Source organism: Bradyrhizobium frederickii (genome assembly GCF_004570865.1).
Lineage (GTDB): Bacteria > Pseudomonadota > Alphaproteobacteria > Rhizobiales > Xanthobacteraceae > Bradyrhizobium > Bradyrhizobium frederickii.
The window spans coordinates 163,382-182,005 of record NZ_SPQS01000018.1; the positions used below are offsets into that span (position 1 = coordinate 163,382).

The 18,624-nt window shown below is 56.9% G+C and carries 11 protein-coding genes and 1 pseudogene; 5 read left to right on the plus strand and 7 right to left on the minus strand.

Annotated features, from left to right (window positions below):
* Positions 1–318 precede the first annotated feature (318 nt).
* Positions 319–801, plus strand: coding sequence for a transglutaminase-like cysteine peptidase (locus E4K64_RS27960; protein ID WP_235884802.1), 483 nt, complete (start codon positions 319–321; stop codon positions 799–801).
* A gap of 73 nt (positions 802–874) precedes the next feature.
* Here E4K64_RS27960 and E4K64_RS27965 read toward each other — a convergent pair whose 3' ends face one another.
* On the minus strand, positions 875–2,287 hold the full coding sequence (locus E4K64_RS27965; RefSeq protein ID WP_167772296.1) for a mannose-1-phosphate guanylyltransferase/mannose-6-phosphate isomerase: 1,413 nt from the start codon (positions 2,285–2,287) through the stop codon (positions 875–877).
* A 222-nt stretch (positions 2,288–2,509) separates the two neighbouring features.
* Between E4K64_RS27965 and gmd the strand changes: the two genes are divergently transcribed.
* Positions 2,510–3,601, plus strand: coding sequence for a GDP-mannose 4,6-dehydratase (gmd, locus tag E4K64_RS27970; protein ID WP_135166358.1), 1,092 nt, complete (start codon positions 2,510–2,512; stop codon positions 3,599–3,601).
* A gap of 678 nt (positions 3,602–4,279) precedes the next feature.
* On the opposite strand, the gene E4K64_RS27975 is transcribed toward gmd, so the two are convergent.
* Positions 4,280–8,476 (minus strand): cadherin-like domain-containing protein, encoded by a 4,197-nt coding sequence (locus tag E4K64_RS27975; protein ID WP_135166359.1) that lies wholly within the window; start codon positions 8,474–8,476, stop codon positions 4,280–4,282.
* A 661-nt stretch (positions 8,477–9,137) separates the two neighbouring features.
* Between E4K64_RS27975 and E4K64_RS41260 the strand changes: the two are divergent.
* Positions 9,138–10,026 (plus strand): annotated as a pseudogene (locus E4K64_RS41260) (GDP-mannose 4,6-dehydratase).
* 123 nt (positions 10,027–10,149) lie between these two features.
* Here E4K64_RS41260 and E4K64_RS27985 read toward each other — a convergent pair.
* The 4 genes from E4K64_RS27985 to E4K64_RS28005 form a co-directional block, all read right to left on the minus strand.
* Positions 10,150–11,139: an NAD-dependent epimerase/dehydratase family protein gene (locus E4K64_RS27985; RefSeq protein ID WP_135166360.1), complete on the minus strand. Its 990-nt coding sequence runs from the start codon at positions 11,137–11,139 to the stop codon at positions 10,150–10,152.
* 25 nt (positions 11,140–11,164) lie between these two features.
* Entirely contained in the window at positions 11,165–12,361 is a 1,197-nt protein-coding gene (locus E4K64_RS27990; protein WP_135166361.1) for a glycosyltransferase family 4 protein, read from the minus strand.
* Positions 12,362–12,393: 32 nt separating this feature from the next.
* Positions 12,394–13,368 carry a GDP-L-fucose synthase family protein gene (locus E4K64_RS27995; RefSeq protein WP_135166372.1) on the minus strand — a complete coding sequence of 325 codons (975 nt, stop codon included), beginning with the start codon at positions 13,366–13,368 and terminating at the stop codon, positions 12,394–12,396.
* Between the two features lie 769 nt (positions 13,369–14,137).
* Positions 14,138–15,130 (minus strand): ABC transporter substrate-binding protein, encoded by a 993-nt coding sequence (locus tag E4K64_RS28005; protein ID WP_235884803.1) that lies wholly within the window; start codon positions 15,128–15,130, stop codon positions 14,138–14,140.
* Positions 15,131–15,390: 260 nt separating this feature from the next.
* Between E4K64_RS28005 and E4K64_RS28010 the strand changes: the two genes are divergently transcribed.
* Entirely contained in the window at positions 15,391–16,890 is a 1,500-nt protein-coding gene (locus E4K64_RS28010; RefSeq protein WP_235884804.1) for an undecaprenyl-phosphate glucose phosphotransferase, read from the plus strand.
* A gap of 41 nt (positions 16,891–16,931) precedes the next feature.
* On the opposite strand, the gene E4K64_RS28015 is transcribed toward E4K64_RS28010, so the two are convergent.
* Complete coding sequence (locus E4K64_RS28015) at positions 16,932–18,296, minus strand: glycoside hydrolase family 16 protein (protein WP_135166362.1); 1,365 nt, start codon at positions 18,294–18,296, stop codon at positions 16,932–16,934.
* Between the two features lie 119 nt (positions 18,297–18,415).
* On the opposite strand from E4K64_RS28015, the gene E4K64_RS28020 reads away from it, so the two are divergent.
* On the plus strand, positions 18,416–18,624 hold a 209-nt coding region (locus E4K64_RS28020), incomplete at its 3' end, for a transposase (protein WP_135162981.1).

Consider the following 18,624-nt stretch of genomic DNA (forward strand, 5'->3'; position numbering starts at 1 on the left):
TTCGAGGCACCATGTCCTCCGCCTCAACTTCTTCGAGGAGAGAACAATTATCATGCGGCCCAGACCGCCATCTTGAAGGCCACGCCTGCGCAATGGTCGCCCTCAGCCCGATCGAGATCGAGCGAACGCCTTGCTCCACGAATGGGCATAAATTGCCTCACAATTGTCATAGCGCTTCCATTTGCATAGCAATATACTTCGTCTAGCAATCAAGAAATGTCAGGCGAACTTTCGATGATCAGACATGCGGCCCGCATGCTGGCCATAATGTATTGCGTTTGCGGCCAGTCCGCCTAATCGAACTACGAATCCCAAGCGGTGACGCCACCGCTGTCATTTTCACAGTTCTGCATTCAGTATCCTGAGGACTGCCAGCATCACGATGATCGCAGGATCCGAGATTTCCGCTCCTCAATTCAACGTTGGCGAGAACTTGCACAGATCAATTCAACTGTGAATTTCGGCATAGCGCTCAAGGATCCGCCCGCGAGCCGGCGCGACGCGGAGTGGCAGATATTCCCTTACGAAGGCAATTGCGGCGACTACGCCGTCACCAAGCGCCACCTGCTACTGCGATCCGGCTGGCCGAGCTCCGCCCTGCTGCTTGCAGAGGTCGTGATCAAAGCAACCGGCGAGCATCACCTAGTGCTGCTCGTGCGCGAGGGAAGAGCGGTCCTTGTGCTCGATAATCTAAGTCCGGTGGTGACGCCGCTAGTGGATGCGTTGGATCGATTTACAATCGTGCGGGCGGAGTCAGGTACGGATCCACAGCGGTGGACACGGGAAGTTGCGGCGTTCTAGCTGCTTCGACCGCATGATGTTGGCGGCTCTCATTGTGGGAACAGAGAGACACTCTGTTGATCTTCAGAAACTCTCATGCCCGTCGATAGTCGTCTTCAATCCGGATGATGTCGTCTTCCCCGAGATAAGAGCCGGTCTGGACTTCGATCAGTTCCAGCTGGATCTTGCCGGGATTCTCCATCCGGTGGACGGCGCCCATCGGGATGTAGATCGACTCGTTCTCGTGCACCGTCTTGACGGTCTCGTTGACGGTGACCTGCGCCGTGCCGCGGACCACGATCCAGTGCTCGGCGCGATGGTGGTGTTTCTGCAGCGACAGCCGCCCGCCCGGCTTCACCACGATGCGCTTGACCTGGTGGCGCTCGCCATTGTCGACCGACTGATAGCTGCCCCAGGGCCGGTGCACCTTGAGATGCTCCTCGGTGACCTTCGGCGCGACCGCCTTCAGTTTCGTCACCAGGCGCTTCAGCCCGTTGGCATCCTTCTGCCGCGAGACCAGCACCGCGTCCGCGGTGGCGACCACGACGAGATCGTCGACGCCTTCGAGCGCGACCAGCGCGGAATCCGTGATGACGTTGCAGTTGCGGGAATCCTCGAACACGGCGGTGCCGTGCGCGGCATTGCCCAGCGCGTCCTTCTCCGACAATTCCCACACCGCGTGCCAGGAGCCGACGTCGGACCAGCCGCACGACACCGGCACCACGGCCGCGCGCGCGGTCTTCTCCATCACCGCATAGTCGATCGAGATCGCCTTCGCCGCGCCGAACGCCTCGGGCTCCAGCGTGACGAAGCCGAGATCGCGGCCGGCATTGTTGACCGCATTGGTGACCGCCTCGACGCTTGCCGCATCGACCCTGCGATATTCGTCGAGCAGCACGCTCGCGGGGAACATGAAGTTGCCGCTGTTCCAGAGATAGCCGGAATTGACGTAGTCGGAAGCCTTCACCGCATCCGGCTTCTCGACGAAGCGTGTCACCGCATGCACCTCGCCCGAGATCACCTCGCCCGGATTGATGTAGCCGTATTCGGTCGCCGGCCGCTCCGGCTTGACGCCAAAGGTGACGATGCGCCCGGCATTCGCGGCCGCAAGACCCTCGCGGCAGGCGGCGACGAAGGCGGCACTATTCTGCACGACGTGATCGGCAGCGAGCGCGAGCACGATCGCCTCGCTGGCGCGGTTCTGCGCGAACACGGCGCCGGCCGCGATCGCAGGGCCGGAATCGCGCCGCATCGGCTCGAGGATCACATCCGCCTCGATGCCGATCTCGGCGAGCTGCTCCAGCACCATGAAGCGATAGGACGCGTTGGTGATGACGATCGGCCGGTCGAACAGGGAGGGATCGGACACGCGCAGCAGCGTGTCCTGGAATGTCGAGCGCGCGCCGAACAGCGGCAGGAACTGCTTGGGGCGCACCTCGCGCGAGGCGGGCCACAGCCGCGTGCCGGCACCGCCGCACATGATCAGGGGGATTATGCGTTTGTCCAAAATCTGAAGCTCCGAGCAAGATCAGTCAAATAAATCGGAAAGGTCAATGTAGAGCCATGACACTAACTCGGGAACATGAATCCAAAATAACCTTATCGATACAGTCTATTGCCTATTCCGCAGACCTAGAAAGCCGTTAATCTAAGCTTGCTTTTTTGTCCAGCCCATCTCCCTATTGCCTCCGTTTTCGAGTACGAACGGCTACCGAACCTAGAGATTATTATGACAAAGAAACGTGCACTTATTACTGGCGTAACTGGCCAAGACGGCGCCTATCTCGCTGAATTGCTACTAGAAAAGGGATATGAAGTCCACGGCATCAAGCGTCGGACTTCACTGTTCAACACGGATCGTATCGACCACCTCTATCTGGACCCACACGAGCCGAATCCATCGTTTCGCCTGCATTACGGTGATCTAACGGACTCTTCGAGCCTGATACGGATCGTGGGCCAAGTGCAACCCCACGAGATCTACAATCTCGCTGCACAAAGCCATGTGGCCGTTTCCTTCGAGGAACCAGAATACACGGCAAACTCTGACGGCCTCGGCACCCTTCGAATTCTCGAAGCGATGCGGATAGTTGGATTAGAAAAAACGACCCGGTTCTATCAGGCGTCGACTTCCGAGCTGTATGGCTTAGTCCAGGAAATCCCGCAAAAGGAGACTACGCCTTTCTACCCGCGTTCGCCGTACGCTGTAGCCAAGCTCTACGCATATTGGATCACGGTGAACTACCGCGAAGCCTATGGGATGTATGCCTGTAACGGCATCCTCTTCAACCACGAATCTCCTGTCCGCGGCGAGACCTTCGTGACCCGAAAGATCACGCGCGCTTTGGCGCGGATCCATTTGGGCCTGCAGGAGCGACTTTATCTGGGGAATTTGGACGCCCTGCGGGATTGGGGACACGCGCGTGACTATGTCGAAATGCAATGGCTGATGCTACAGCAGGATAAGCCAGAGGATTTCGTGATCGCTACGGGCGTGCAGCATTCTGTACGAGATTTCGTCAATGTCGCTGCCAGCGAAGTCGGCACGACAATTCGCTGGGAAGGAAGCGGCATCGAAGAAAAAGGATATGACGCTAAGACCGGCACGTGTGTCGTCTCCGTTGATCCCCGCTATTTCCGCCCCACCGAGGTCGCGACGCTTCTTGGTGACCCGTCAAAGGCCAAGCAGAAACTTGGCTGGGAACCCAAGACATCGTTCGAAAGCCTGGTTCGAGAAATGATGAAGGAAGATCTCGAATCCGCAAAGCGCGACGAACTCATCAAGCAGCACGGGTTTAGATATTACCCGCGCCACGAGTAGTTTTCGTAGACCAAGGCGCTCGATCCAAGCGAATGAGCATCCGTCGCGGCGCATTTTTGATCCATCACGGAGCCTAACCGGGGTACCTCACGACCGACGATAACCCCAATGTCGTCAGCAGCACCTTTCAGGCCGGTATTCTTTTGTGCTATCCTATTGTTCGGTGCCATCGCCTCCGACCATCGGTGCACAATCGTGCGTCGATCCCGACGCTCAATGGCGCGCCTTTTTCCTTCTGCGTCGAAATGTTCGCAGAGAGCCGGCGCCACGCTGAGTTGGCAGAAGCAAGCTCAAGAGCGGCCGAATCTCCGGGCGGAATCACAACACCGCACCCGCACGTGCTGAGATCATGTCGAGTTCGGCGTGAGCGAACGATCGGGCCGCACAGGCACGCTGTCGTACCATTTGGAAGATTGTCGTTCTGATAGAGCTCTTACCGGAGCCTAGCTTTGGAGCCGCCATCGTTACGAACTCTTGAGGAGTACTGCTATCGGCCCAGAATGGACGCGCGCTCGACGCTTTGAAACCGAAAATGATTGCCGGCTCAGCACTAGGCTCGTGATCTGTCACGCTAGTTCAGGCATTCGGCGTCTCAAGATACACCGGCCCCGTCTCCGGAGGAGAGCGGACGAAGTGAGTCGAACCGTTCGAGTAAATCCACCGCGCGCTCGGTTAAAGCTATGCAACAAATGAATAATCCAGAGCACCGAGATGCGTGACACCCGCAATCGTGAACTTATCAATTCCTCCAGCGTAATGAATGGCCCATTCATCTCCTTCAGCGGTTAGATACGCGCTCGCGTCATAGCCCTTGAGAAGTAGTTTGTCGTGCTCGGCTACAGAGCTAGTATATACATGGAAGTCGGAAATCGTATCGTGCCCGTTACCCTTGCTATAGACAAAGGTATCGTTACCTCCGCCTCCGAACAGCCAATCGTCGCCACCTCCGCCGTCGAGAATGTCATTGCCACTTGACCCTGCCATTCGATTTGCAAGCTCGTTCCCCGTTCCATTCAAGCCCCCCTGCATCAGGCTTAGATTTTCGACATTTGGCGCAAGCGTAAGCGAAACGCCCCACACCTGAACTGTATCGACACCTTCGCCTGGTTTCTCAACAATGATGGTATTTGCAGAACCAACGACATAGGTGTCGTCGCCCGCGCCGCCGACAAGAGTGTTGCCCGTCCCACCCGTCTTGAGATTGTCGTTCATGGCGGTGCCATAGACGTACTGATCAGCCCGGGTGCCGCTCCAATAGTTAGCGGCCGTACCGCTACTTGGCAGAGTTGCCGGAAGCTGGAAGTTGTCACTCACGAAATCGGAAATCGCGGCCCCGCGAAAGACCAGTGTCTCATACGTCGTCAACGCGAGGTAGACGTCTGATCCGACCTGGGTCATCGAAGATTTGATGTCACTGAACGAGGTAAAACTAAAACCCGTTAGCGCAACGACATCATACTCACCCGCGCCCCCTAGTTCGAAATCAGTGATAATGTCAGATCCATCCCCCAGATTGACCACAAACTTGTCACTCCCGCCACCTCCCGTAAGAATGTCGTTGCCTTGCCCACCGGTGATGACGTTTGCAGCTGAATTGCCGACGATGATGTTAGCTTGGCTGTTGCCGGTCCCATTGATTGTAGCGCCCCCGGTCAGGATGAGGTTTTCGACGTAGTTGGAAAGCGTGTAGGAGACCGATGCTCGCGCGGTATCAACCCCGCCCCCCGCAACCTCAATGATTTGGGCGCTAGCATCCATGACAATATACGTATCATCGCCAAGACCACCGGTCATGAGGTCGGCGCCGCCATTTGCTCCTATTAGATCGTTGCCGCTAGTGCCCGCGAGAGTGTCGGCGCTGCTTGTACCAGCAATCGTGCTAATTGAAGAGCCGCTCGACAGAAGCGTATAATTTGCCAGTGTGTATTCAGATAGCTGGTAGGCCTCAATCGTATCGATGGTCAGGGTCGCGGTAGATCCTGCGGCAGCGGTTCCGGCCCAGCCACCCATGGCGAGATTAGCGATCATGTACATCGCCGTGTTCATGTCTGCAGGCGTGGGAGCCTTGGCGATCTCGGCGCCATCGACAAAGAACGTCAGATCATATGGCGTCCATTCAACAGCAAAAGTATGCATTCCAGACGTAAGATCACCCGTATTTGCCCAAGCACCGGGAGCGGCCGTCGATCCAGTCGACGAGTGGACTTGCCAATGAGCCTGATCCGGATCCTGCCCGAATGCCTCAAACACGTCGAGCTCGGCGCTGTACTGCCCATTGATCGGCAGCAGCCAAAAGGCAGGCCAGGCTCCCGTCGTGCTGGGCAACGTGGCCGACATCTCGAAATAGCCGTAAGTTTGGACGAAGCTGTTTTCGCTCGAAATCATGCCAGTGTAGAATTGCGCTCCGCCGACATATGAGCTGACGGTCGGAGGCACCGGCTGAGCAGTGATCAACAGCTCACCATTCTCGATGGAGAAGGGATTGAGACCAAGCGAGCTTGATGCTTGCGTTCCCGGCAAGCCAGAGAAGCTGCTATCGACGTAAACCCCCTGCTCCCCACTCAACAGGTAGCTGGCTGAGCCGCTCCACGCGTAGCTAGTCCGCCAAGTCAAGCCGGGATCCTGTCCCGCTGACAGCGAATCGAAATTGTCGCTAAACGTCTTCACAAGTCCCGAGAGCGGGAGCACAATATCGACGTTGGCTGGTACAAGGTCTTGAACATCGGCGTGCTCAAGGGTGATCCTCTCGCCATTTCCGAGCGCAAGGTAGACATCCGTGCCAGCTTGCGTCATTGCAGCCTTTACGTCGCTGAAGGTCTTGAAATTCGCGCCGCTAATCTGAAGGATATCGCCGCCGGCTCCCGCGGTAAAATCAGTGATGACATCATTTCCGCTTCCGGCTTTGATCACGAACCTATCTGTGCCGTACGCACCTGTAAGCACGTCGTCGCCAAGGCCCCCATCGATCATGTTGTTGCCGGCGCTACCAATAATGATGTTGTCAAGCGCATTCCCGGTGGCCGGCGCCGAGTTGCTCCCGGTGAGGGTCAGATTTTCGACGTTTGGCGCGTTAACGAGGCTATAGCCGTCATACTTTGCAGCTGAGATCGTATCGACACCTTGGCCGGCTTGTTCGACGACACTCGTGCTGCGGTCGTAGACGATATAGGTATCGTCGGCGGCGCCACCGACGAGAGTCACTGCCGCGCCGCTAGCCTGGAGCTTGTCATTTCCCGAAGTTCCATAAATCGTGCCGGTCACCGCAGCGGCTGGCGCATAGGTGGCGGTCGCACTTAGGGGCAGAGGATTGTCCAGTTGGATATTCGCCGCAACCAGCGACGAGACCGCAACATTCTTCAGCGTCACGGTTTCGGTGCTGGAGAGTACTATCACCGCATCAGAGCCAACCTGCCTGGCAGCCGTCAGTAGATTCGCATATGTTGCGAATCCGTAGTTCTGCACTCGCAGCACATCACCGCCGATGCCGGCTTGGAAATCGCTGACGATGTCTGAGCCAAATCCTTTAGCGACCACGAAGAGGTCACTGGCTCCGCCTCCAATCAACACGTCGTTGCCGGAACTTCCAAATAAGATCTCGCTTGTAGGAGCCGACGGTTGTGTCGCGGCGAGGGTCAAACTGGCGGTCGAGGTTGTTGTCAACGACCCATCTGATGCCGTGTAGTTGAAGGTGACGGGTCCATTGTAGTTCGTAGCCGGCGTATACGTCCAAGTACCATTGCCATTGTTGACTATGTTGCCACCACCGTTCGCCACGGTCACCGACGTGATCGATAGCGAGGAACTGTCGACGTCCGTGACTCCGGCCAACAAGGTCGCAGCATTGATCGTATAGGCGACATCCTCCATACCTGCAGCGAGCGCCACCGACTTCGCCGCCGGGGCATCGTTGACCGCCGCAAGGTTCAAGCTGGCGGTCGAGGTTGTTGTCAACGATCCATCCGACGCCGTGTAGTTGAAGCTGAGCGGTCCATTGTAGTTCGCCGCCGGCGTATACGTCCAAGTACCATTGCCATTGTTGACTATGTTGCCACCACCGTTCGCCACGGTCACCGACGTGATCGATAGCGAAGAATTGTCGACGTCCGTGACTCCAACCAACAAAGTCGCAGCATTGATCGTATAGGCGACATCCTCCACACCTGCAGCGAGCGTCACCGACTTCGCGGCCGGCGCATCGTTGACCGCCGTAAGGTTCAAGCTGGCGGTCGAGGTTGTTGTCAACGATCCATCCGACGCCGTGTAGTTGAAGCTGACCGGTCCATTGTAGTCCGCCGCCGGCGTATACGTCCAAGTACCATTGCCATTGTTGACTATGTTGCCACCACCGTTCGCCACGGTGACCGACGTGATCGATAGCGAAGAATTGTCGACATCCGTGACTCGAGCCAACAAGGTCGCAGCATTGATCGCATAGGCGACATCCTCGATTCCTGCCGTCAAGGTCGCGGAGCTCGCCACCGGCGCATGGTTGATGGCGTCATCGAGGAGGAGAACATTCACGGCGGTCAGTGAATTCAGTTTTACATTGCTGAGCGTAAGGGATTCGCTAGTTGACAGAGAGACAACGACGTCAGACCCGACTTGCTTCGCTGCAGCTTTGAAGGCGGCGAAACTTGCAAAGCCATAATTCTCGACGCGAAGTACGTCACCACCTGCACCACCGGCGAAATCGCTAACAGTGTCGGAACCAAATCCCTTGGAGATCACAAACGTGTCGCTTCCGGCTCCTCCCGTCAACAAATCGTTGCCGTTGCCACCAAAAAGCACGTCGTTGCCGGAAGTACCGGTTACAATGCTCGCGTAGTCGACCTTCTGAGCCTTTGCCGAGGTGGCCGGTGGTGCCGATTTTGCCATGAGTGTTCCCGCCGTTTGATGCGGGAACGATCCGAACTTTCCTCAAAGATTCGATTATCCAGATACAAACAAATTGAACTAGAACTCACCTGCCCTTCGCTAACTTAACGTTGAGCTTAGTGGGGTTCTCGGACAATCACCGACTACTTGCGCCCCGTGCATTGCTGGAGGCACATAAGCCAGTATGCCTAAGGTGACTAGCGCCGCTGACACAATGTTCGGCACAATCTGGCCGCAGCTGGCGCGAGCACTAGCCTTCCTTCCTCTCCATGACCGAGGCTTACCCTGGAGTTCGCCTGCTTCCGGCGGAAGACGCTTCAGAAGAGGGAAAGGACGGCCTACTTGAAGTCAAGTTAAGTTAACGCGACATTTGTGGTCCAACCGAAACCAACCACTGTTAATTTAGGATTGAATTTATCGGACGGAAACTTCTCCCATTGACTTCATTTCCGACTAGGAACGGCAGCGAATAGAGACTGTTCATGACAAGAAAGTGGACTAGTTACTGGGCGTGACGGGCCAAAACCGCGCCTGTTTCGCCGAATTGCTCCTGCCAAAGAGATAGAAAGTCCACGGCACCAAGCGCCGGACCTCTCTCTTCAACACAGCCCCGTATCGATCACCTCATCTGGATCCTCACGAGCCGAATCCAGCGTTCCGCCTGCACTATGGTGACCATATGCGTTGTCGGCCAGGTGCAGCCCGACCAGTTCTACAATCTCGCAGGCCCAAAGCCACGTAGCCGTCTCATTCGATGAACCCGAGTATAAGCCAACTCCGAGGACCTCGGCACTCTTCGAATTCTCGAGGCTATGCGCATCGCCGGCTTTGGCAAAACGCGCGTTTGTTCAAACGCAAAATCTTAACTGTATCGTCTGGTCCAGGAGAACCCGCAAAAGAAGACAACGCCTTTCTATCCGCGCGCGCTCGCCGTACGCGGTCACCAACCTCTGAGCTACCGGATCACGGCCAATCGCCGCGAAACCTATGGGATTTAGCCTTCAACGGCATCCTGTTTGACCAATGAATCCCGTCCGGGGCGAGACCTTCGTCACCCGGAAAGAATCACGCGTGCCTCGGCGCGCATCCATTTGGACTTGCAGGAGCGGCTTTATCTGGACAATTTGGAAGCCCTCCGCGATTGCGGGACACGCGCGTGACGATGTCGAAATGCAATGGCTGATGCTTCAGCAGGACAAGCCGGAGATTTCGTGATTGCTACGGGCGTGCTCCATTTCTGTCCGAGATTTTGTCAATGCCCCTGCCAAACGCCAGTGGGCATGACAGTTCGCTGGGAAAGAAGTGGCGTCGAAGTGAGGATATGACGCCAAGACTGGTAAGTGTGTCGTTACCGTCGATCTCCCACTATTTCCGCCCCACCCAGGTCGCGACGCTTCTTGGTGACCCGTCATAGGCCAAGCAGAAGCTCGGCTGGGAGCCCAAGACGTCGTTCGAAAGCCTGGTTCGAAACATGATGGGGGAAGATCGCGATTCCCGCAGAGCGCGACGAACTCATCAAGCAGCACGGATTTAGAGACTATTCCAATTAGTATCCGCGACAAGAGCGATAGCGGCGCGAGGCTCGACTGCTCGCTCTAAAGCCGGACGGCCAGAAGAGCGCTGCAGCCCTTCTGGCAAGGATTGGACAGTCTGGAGCGGCCGATACGCGGCTTTTACTCAAACCGCCCGACGGGCGACTGCGAGCGCCAGTCGCGCAGAGCAGCCACAAGGTCAAATTGTCGAACGAAGCCGTCATTTTGCAATTTTTTCGGAACGATGTTGGTAGACCTAAAAAGCTTCAGGACACGCGCTCGATTGATCGGGGTCTTCAAGCCGAGCTTGGAAAGCAGCTCAAATGCTAGCCCTCCCAGAAGAATGAGGCTTATCGGAATTGTAAACTTCGGCTCTGGCAAATTGGCCACCCGGCAAAAGGCCGCGCAGATGCCTTCCGTGGTCACCGGTTCGTCGAAGGCAAAATTGTAGATTGTGAGCATCTCTTCGCTGCGGTGAGCGAACTCCAGTGAGGCGACCAAATCTTTGACATATCCGCAGGCCTTTTTGGTGTCTCTCCTGCCGGGATAGAAGAATGCCCTTCTCTCTAGTGATCGAGCTAACCTGGTGAAGTTCCCTCGTTCCTGAAACCCAAATACAACTGCCGGTCGGACAATGACCAGCTTTCGGTGCCTCGGCTCCTCAAGTTGCCAGCTCTGATGAATTCCTTCGGCTAGAAGCTTCGATTTTCCATACGAACTCTCGGGATTAGGATCCGAGAATTCTGAAATCTCATCTTCACTCGGTCCGTAAACTGAGATCGAGCTTGTAAAAAACAACGTCTTTGCTTTTGCAACCCGGGCATATTGCGTCACATTCAAGGCGCCGGATACGTTGGTCCAGTAGTACTCCCAGTCCTCCGGGCCGGGCGTAACGTGCACAGCCGCAAGGTTGTAAATCTCGGTAACCCCAGGTGCCAGGTCCGCCGGAATTGGCGACCTTACATCGCAAAAGGTATATTCGACACCCTTGGACCTGAATCTCGGCTGCGGGGCGATATCCGCGCTTACGACTCGAGCATATTTGCCTGAAGTCACAAGCTCACGAGCAAGATGTGAGCCGATGAATCCGTGGCCGCCGAATATCACTGCAACTCTGCCCCCGGTCTCCATTAGATGCCCCTGCTTCCCTGAAATGTCATGCCTTGCCAATTAACGCGAGATATCGGTTCATAATGCTTTGTTTGTTCATGCACTCGGCAACGAAAGTACGGCCGTTCTCGCCTTTTCGCTCTAACTCGTCCTTTCTATCGAGAAGCCCGGTCACTGCTTCAAACAAGCCATCCTCGTCTCCCGGCGAAACGCAAATTCCTGCTCCAGAGCGCTGCGTGAGCACGTCGAGCGGACTTCCGGCCTCCGCTATACAAACATACGGTCGCCCAGCCGCCATGATCGAGAAGAGCTTAGATGGCAATGCATAGTTCGCCACGTCCAGCGCCTGTGGCACCATGTGGAGCGTAGCGGCCTGCAAGCTAGGAACGAACTTGTCCGCACCCACCAGCGGCGCAAACCTGGTATTTGTCACGCCGGCCTGCTGAAACAGGCGAAGGATCCGTTCTTTTTCTGAGCCGTCTCCCTGCATCACGACTTTGATGTCGGCCCTTTCGAGTGAAAGGCGTTTGATCAATGGTAGAAGCTGATCCAGATTCTGCTTCTTTCCAAAGTTTCCGGAATACATCAATGTTGGGGGGTGGACTGGAATGGGCGATTCAGACGCAGGTGAAGCCCAGATAGAAATGACGTCGATCGGGCTCGTACACCCGATCTTCTCAAGCTCGCTCTTCATTCCTTCGGTCAGTACGACAACCCGATCCGACCGATTGAGTACGAAGCTCTCCACCCGCTCCATCATTCGCAATATCAGAGGGTTCTTAGCAATACCAAGTGACCGCGCTAGCCCACTTTCGATATCGTGAACAATGGTTAGCACCTGTGCGCCGCTGATAAGTTTTACCAACAATGCAGCGAAGACCGTCAAAATACTCGGAACGTAGGCGATAACGACGTCTGGTCTACTGAAACGTCCAAGCAATGCTTTGCGACAAACTGAAATTACAAAGCGAATATCGTTCTTCACGCGCTCCTTGAAGCCGCCGGCGCCTCTCTCACTTACCCCGATTCGAGACACCCTGATGTCTTCAAACGTCTCTTCGTCGCGGCTTCCATCGCTCCACGCACGGAAATTTTCTGCTGTCGGATAATGCGGTCGAAAAGCTATTGTGTGCAGCCGATGCCCCGCCCCCTGCAAATACCTTGCAAGGTCGGTACAATACGGCGCGGACCCTATCTCTTCCGGCCAAAAATAAGGTGACAGATAAAGAATAGTCTTTGTCAAAATTAAAACCTCAGTCCAACAGCAATTACGACCTACGCCCCGACGATCGCATCCAACCTGCGACCTCCGCTCTGCAGGAAATCGTCGTACGCCGCAGCCAAACCGGACCGCAGAGTGGTGTTCGGCCGCCAGCCGAGCGCTCCGATCCTAGAGCTATCTAGCAGCTTGCGTGGCGTACCATCGGGTTTAGACGTGTCGAAGACCAGCTTGCCCTTGTAGCCCACAACGTCCGCAACGGTTGCCGCAAAGTCAGCAATCGACAACTCGTCTCCACTGCCAACATTGATTGGATGATCGCTTGAGTAGTGCTTCAGGAGGAAAACGCAGGCATCTGCCAAGTCCTCGACATTGAGGAATTCGCGGAGCGGCGTGCCGGTACCCCACACCGAGACGCTGGGTGCATTGGCGATCTTGGCTTCGTGAAAGCGCCGAATCAGCGCTGCGGGCACATGGCTATGGTCCGGATGATAATTGTCGCCGCGGCCGTAGAGATTGGTCGGCATCGCCGAGATGAAATCATCGCCATATTGCCGGCGATACGCCTGGCACATCTTGAGGCCGGCAATCTTGGCGATTGCGTACCACTCGTTGGTCGGTTCAAGCGGCCCCGTCAGCAATTCGCTTTCGGCGATCGGCTGCTTGGCATGCTTGGGATAGATGCAGGACGAGCCGAGGAACAGCAGGCGCCGCACGCCAACCGCGTGACTTGCGCGGATCACGCTCAATTCCAGCGCAAGGTTGTCGCAGAGAAAGTCGACCGGGAAATTGTTGTTGGCTGCGATACCGCCAACCTTTGCAGCGGCATGAACCACGACGTCCGGGCGATTTGCCTCGAGCCATCTGAGCGTGGGTTCTTCCTTTGTCAGGTCCAGCTCACGCCGATCAGCCGTGAGCACGGTGCAATTCTCCGACGCAAGCCGGCGGACGACAGCTGATCCCACCATGCCGCGGTGACCCGCAACGAAGACACGCTTGCCCGTGAGATCGTAGGTTGAAGCCCCTGTCATCGTATCCTCTATCAGCATCCGGCTGGTTGGACCGCACCACCTGGCGAGATCCGGCGACCGGTTGCTTTACGCAATCACGCTGCCGACGCAGCCCCGCCGAACTGGTAACACAATCTTCACCATGCGACAGCCTACCCCGGCCCGACAAAGATATTCATGGTGAACCTGCGCTGCGCGCACAAAAGATCAGCACAGAATGAAACAAAAACGAGCAAGGCAGCCGCATCAATCGTGCGACTGCCTTGAGGGGTCGTAAAAACTGCCGCCGCCGCCCGGTTTACTTCAAACTTAGTACGCCCGGCGCAGGACAGGACCGACAGGTGCGCAAACCCGGTCCATGTACCAGCCATACGGCGTTTCGACGCGCACCAGCGGGCAACGACGCCAAGGCACGTACCGATATGGATAAGGCTGCGCCCAGAACGTAACAGGGGTCACTTGGCTCTCGCCCGTGAGCAAGGCCGCCGGCGCGAGCATCTGCATTGCGGCGCTCGCGCCGCTCGCTGCGCAGAAGATAACAGTTGCAGCCAAAAGACCTGTTCGCATCAACGTCTTAAACATCCCAAAAAGCTCCTCGCGCCCTGCGGATTTGATCCCCGAATGCGCTCGTCAGATCCGAGCCGACCGCCGTTCCCAGTCGTGAGGCCGCTCCGCGACCAGCCCAAATGGCGAACCGAACTTTACCAAGGCCACCCGCGGAAATGCAACCGATCCCCGCGCAGCCTGGGTGTCTCGGAACGATATGGCGCCCAAGTGTGGCTTCTTGGTTCTATTTGTCCTCGCCCCAGGCGCCCGGGGCCGCGAAGTGGGGTGAACGGCGGTACACATCCCGTAGGAACTGGTAGTTGACCGCCTGGGCCAAGGGCACCCCCTCCTCGCCAAGCTTGGCGAAGAGGAGGATATCCCGAAGCGTCCGCCAGCGACTTTCGTCATAGTCGCCGATGCGGCCGCCTGTCGGCAGCACCAGCGGGCGCTGCTGCTCCAGGTCGAACTTGAGCCGCTCGGAATTCAGCCAAGCCGGGCCGGCGCCGGCGAGAACAGGCAAGCTCCGTGCATAGTCAGCGTAGGTAAATTGCCATCCGCGAATCAGGCCCTGAAGGAAATCAGCGACAAGGGACGGCTTGTCATGAATCAGATCATTGCTCGCGAAATAGACCTGGCCTGGGACGTGGATGCCGTAGTCCTGAGGTTTGATGACGTTCAGCTTCACGAAGGTCGAGCTGGAGGGGTCGGGCTGCTCGTCGATAGCGGCAATGATCGCATCCACCTCCCCGTCCCTCAACGCCTCGAAGCTGTCGCGGTCCGGGATCTTCGCGATCCGGCTTCGAGGAAGCCCGAGCTGCGCCATCATGGCATCAAAAACGACGTCTCCCTCACTCGCCCTGCGATACCCGACCCGTTTTCCGACCAGATCAGTCGGCCGCCGCAGGCCGGAGTTTTCGAGTGTGAAGATCGCCACGGAGGTATCGAGGAAGCTTGCAGCGAAGGCTGTTACGGGAACGCCACGCCAGCTTGCCAGCAGGAAGCTCTGGCCGCTCGTCACACCGATCGCATGTTGGCGTGCAATAGTTTGGACGAAGTCAGGGTTTTCGGGCTGCGCCGACACCTCAATCCGGGAGGAAAAATATCCCTGCGTCAATGCAGCGAGCTCGCCGGCAAACCGCGCGCCATATGGCCCGTCAAGGAGGAGCTTGAGCGTGATGGACTTGGCAGCTGTGGGAGCGCGTATCACGGCCTCATCGGGACGATAAAGGAGAAGCACAGCTCCCACCAAAGCCGCGGCGGCAAGGCCAACGGCGAAGTAAGGCTTTCCTCTCGGCCGACTGCGACGCCGGTACTGAGTTCGAGGCAACGAGAACTTCCTAGCGGGTCATGAAATTTAAGATATCAGTCTACGCGAAATGAGCTACAATGCAGCTTATCGGGTAAGGTTAATTTTCCCTTCTCCTTGTTTTAACAGCGGTTTCGACTGATAGCACGGGTTGTCCGCGTAGTGAATTTTGCGTCAATGGATTTGGCAGGATGACGATTCTTTCCACTCGGCCGGAACCCGTCCCTGATTCTAGAACGGAAATTAGCGTGGTCGAGCCAGCTGGTTTCACAGCTGCAGGCTTTGCACCTAGCTGGCTACGTCCTGTAGTTGCTGAACGCTTGATGATGGTAGTTGATGCGACGCTGATTATGGTCAGCGGGATTGGCTGCGCGGTCGGCTATCTCTTGGCGACCGCAGGTGTCGTCGGCAAGGCCGAAGTCTATGCGGCGGCTAGCATTCTGGTTGCCATTAATTTCGTCCTTCTCACTATTGTGCAGCAGGGCTACCAGATCAAAACCATCACCGACCGGCCGCGCACGTTCCGGATGACGCTGACGACCTGGACCGGCCTGTTTGGCGCGCTGCTGACGATCGCCTTCACGATGAAGGTCAGCGAGGGTTTCTCCCGCGGCGCCACGATCTCGTTCTATCTCGTCGGCCTTTCCCTGCTGCTCGCCTGGAAGACAGTGGCGGCGCGCTGGACTGCGCATGCCTTGCGCAGCGGTGCCTTCGCCAACGGCCGCGCGATCATGATCGCCGAGTTCGGCCTTGCCACCTCTTCGAACGCGGTCGACGATCTCGGCCAGCACGGCTACCGCCTGATGCGCCTGATGGAGATCCCAGCCAAGAAGCTCGCCTCGCCGCTGCTGCTGTCCTCGCTGGCGCCGCGCTTCGAGGAGCTGATCAACTACGCGCGCGAGCACCGGATCGAGCACGTCTTCCTGCTGATCAACTGGAGCCGGCAGCATGCGATCGACAGCATTCTGGACGCGCTGAAGATCCTTCCCGTGCCGGTGCATCTGGTGCCGGACCCCAACACGGCGCATTTCCTGCGCTATCCGCTTTCCGGTACCGGCAACACCTTCACCGCCGAGCTGCGCCGCGCCCCGCTCACTTACCGCGAACGCGCGCTCAAGCGCGCGCTGGACCTCGCCGGCGCGAGCTTTGCGCTCTTCGTGTTCGCGCCGGTGATGATGGTGACCGCGCTCCTGATCAAGCTGACTTCGAAGGGGCCGGTGTTCTTCCGCCAGACCCGCCACGGCTTTGGCGGGCGCACGTTTAAGATCTTCAAATTCCGCACCATGCGCGTGCTCGAGGACGGCCCGACGATTCAGCAGGCGCAGAAGAACGACCCGCGTGTCACGCCAATCGGCAAATGGCTGCGCAAGACCTCGATCGACGAGCTACCGCAGCTCCTCAACGTGCTCAAGGGCGACATGTCGCTGGTCGGCCCCCGCCCGCACGCGGCCGCCCACAACACCGAATATGAGCAGATCATCGGCAATTACGCCTTTCGCCACCACGTTAAGCCCGGCATCACGGGCTGGGCTCAAGTTAATGGTTACCGCGGAGAAACCCGCACACTCGAGCTGATGCAGAAGCGAGTAGAGTATGACCTTTGGTACATCAACAATTGGAGTATGTGGCTAGATCTCTCAATCCTGGTGAGAACTGCCTTAATTAGTTTTGGCCAGCCGACCGCATACTGATCGAGGGCATCCAGGCAAACAAGACGATGCTCGCGGGAGCGCTAGTTTTTCAGTAAAGTAAGATCACAGGTTAAAGATTTGACTGGCTGCACAATACCGGTCGAACATGTTATTGGCACGTTATATACAACTTGCGATCCGTTCTCTTGGAAGGCGGCTGCAATCTGTGCTTTTATGACAAAGGTGCCGGGGTGCTTGGGCGCCGCAAGAACAACATCAAACATCTGCGTCCCATTTGACCCTTTGTCTCGAGCTACGTGAAGGGCCGCTGTCGCGGTCGATTCACGCGCTCCGGTCAACTGATCCGTGATTGAAACCTGAAGGGTTCGATTATGAATCGGGTAGGAAGGCGGAAATTGGATTGGCAGGTGCAGCCGTATCTCTCTATGTCCATTTGGCTCCGTGAGAACCTGGCTATCGCTTGTTGATGCGCCTAGGACCAGATCCGGAGCAAGAAGCACCGGCTTTTGCATATCTCCAATGTCAGAAGAGTATCCGTAGCGAGTTGGGTCCGGCGTCAACTCGCTATCACCGCATCGTCTTTTGCCCTCGTCGGAGCTAGTGAATTGGCACACGCGAACGTAATCAATCTTGAAAGATTGCGGGAACGCCCGATCTTCGATTCCATACCGGCCAGCCCACCCTCCGCCAACAGCGAAATTCAGAACGACTTGAGCCGGCGGTCCTAAATGTCCATCTTTGCGTAACCACCTATAGGGACGGCTATAAATCGGGCGACCATCCCAAAAGAAAGTAATTTCTGTTGGAGCCCAGACCAAGCCCGCCACATGCCACCCTTCATTCAGGGGGGCAGAACTTCGCATTTCCCCGTGCCTGATCTCAAACGTGTCGTCGACAAAGTTGAATGTATCTAAAGCTGGTTTCTGCGGCCCCGAGTGCAGCATCTTTTCCGTGTCATCTTTGCCATTTATCACAAATTCGAAGATATCAACTTCCGGTGGATGCCACGTCCGCCCATCCCGATCATAATCTCCGACCAACCAGAAGGCCGGCCAGATTCCACGTCCCTTTGGCAGAAATACCCGAGCTTCGAAGTAACCATAGTAGAACGTCTGGCGGCTTCGAATCATTCCAGACTCATACGAGCCGTCGCCGACTTGCCGCGCCACCAGATCCAGAACTCCTGCGAAGATGATGTGGTTGTTGTTGTCCCGGTACCGTTGCTTCTCGTCGTTGAAATGATCCAAGGTCTCGTTCTGATAGATGTATCTGGTGGCCCATTTGGTACGGTCCAAACTGTTCCGGTCGAACTCATCCGCAAACACGAGCATCCAGCCGCCGCCGAAAGCTGACGACGCGGAATTTACCAAAAATGCAAGTGAGACAGAAACGAAGGTAATTCGTCTAGCGCAACCAAACAAAGATGACCCCCGATCGATGGCCAACCAGACGCACGCGGAACGCTCCGACAACTATCTGAGCTGGTCCCGCAAATCTGAACAGCGCGATAAGTGGAGTTTCTGCCTGACGGCGGGCAAGATTGACCCGCGAATCAGGAGAGACGATGAGCAGACGAGCACGGCGGAACCACACTCCGGCTTTCAAGGCGAAGGTGGCACTTGCCGCCGTCAAGGGTGACCGCACGCTGGCGCAACTGGCGGAGCAGTTCGACGTTCACCCCAATCAGATCACATCGTGGAAGGCCCAGCTCGAAGGCAGCGCTGCCGATGTTTTCGGTCCGGGCGGCGGGAGTCGGATCGCCGAACCCACCGT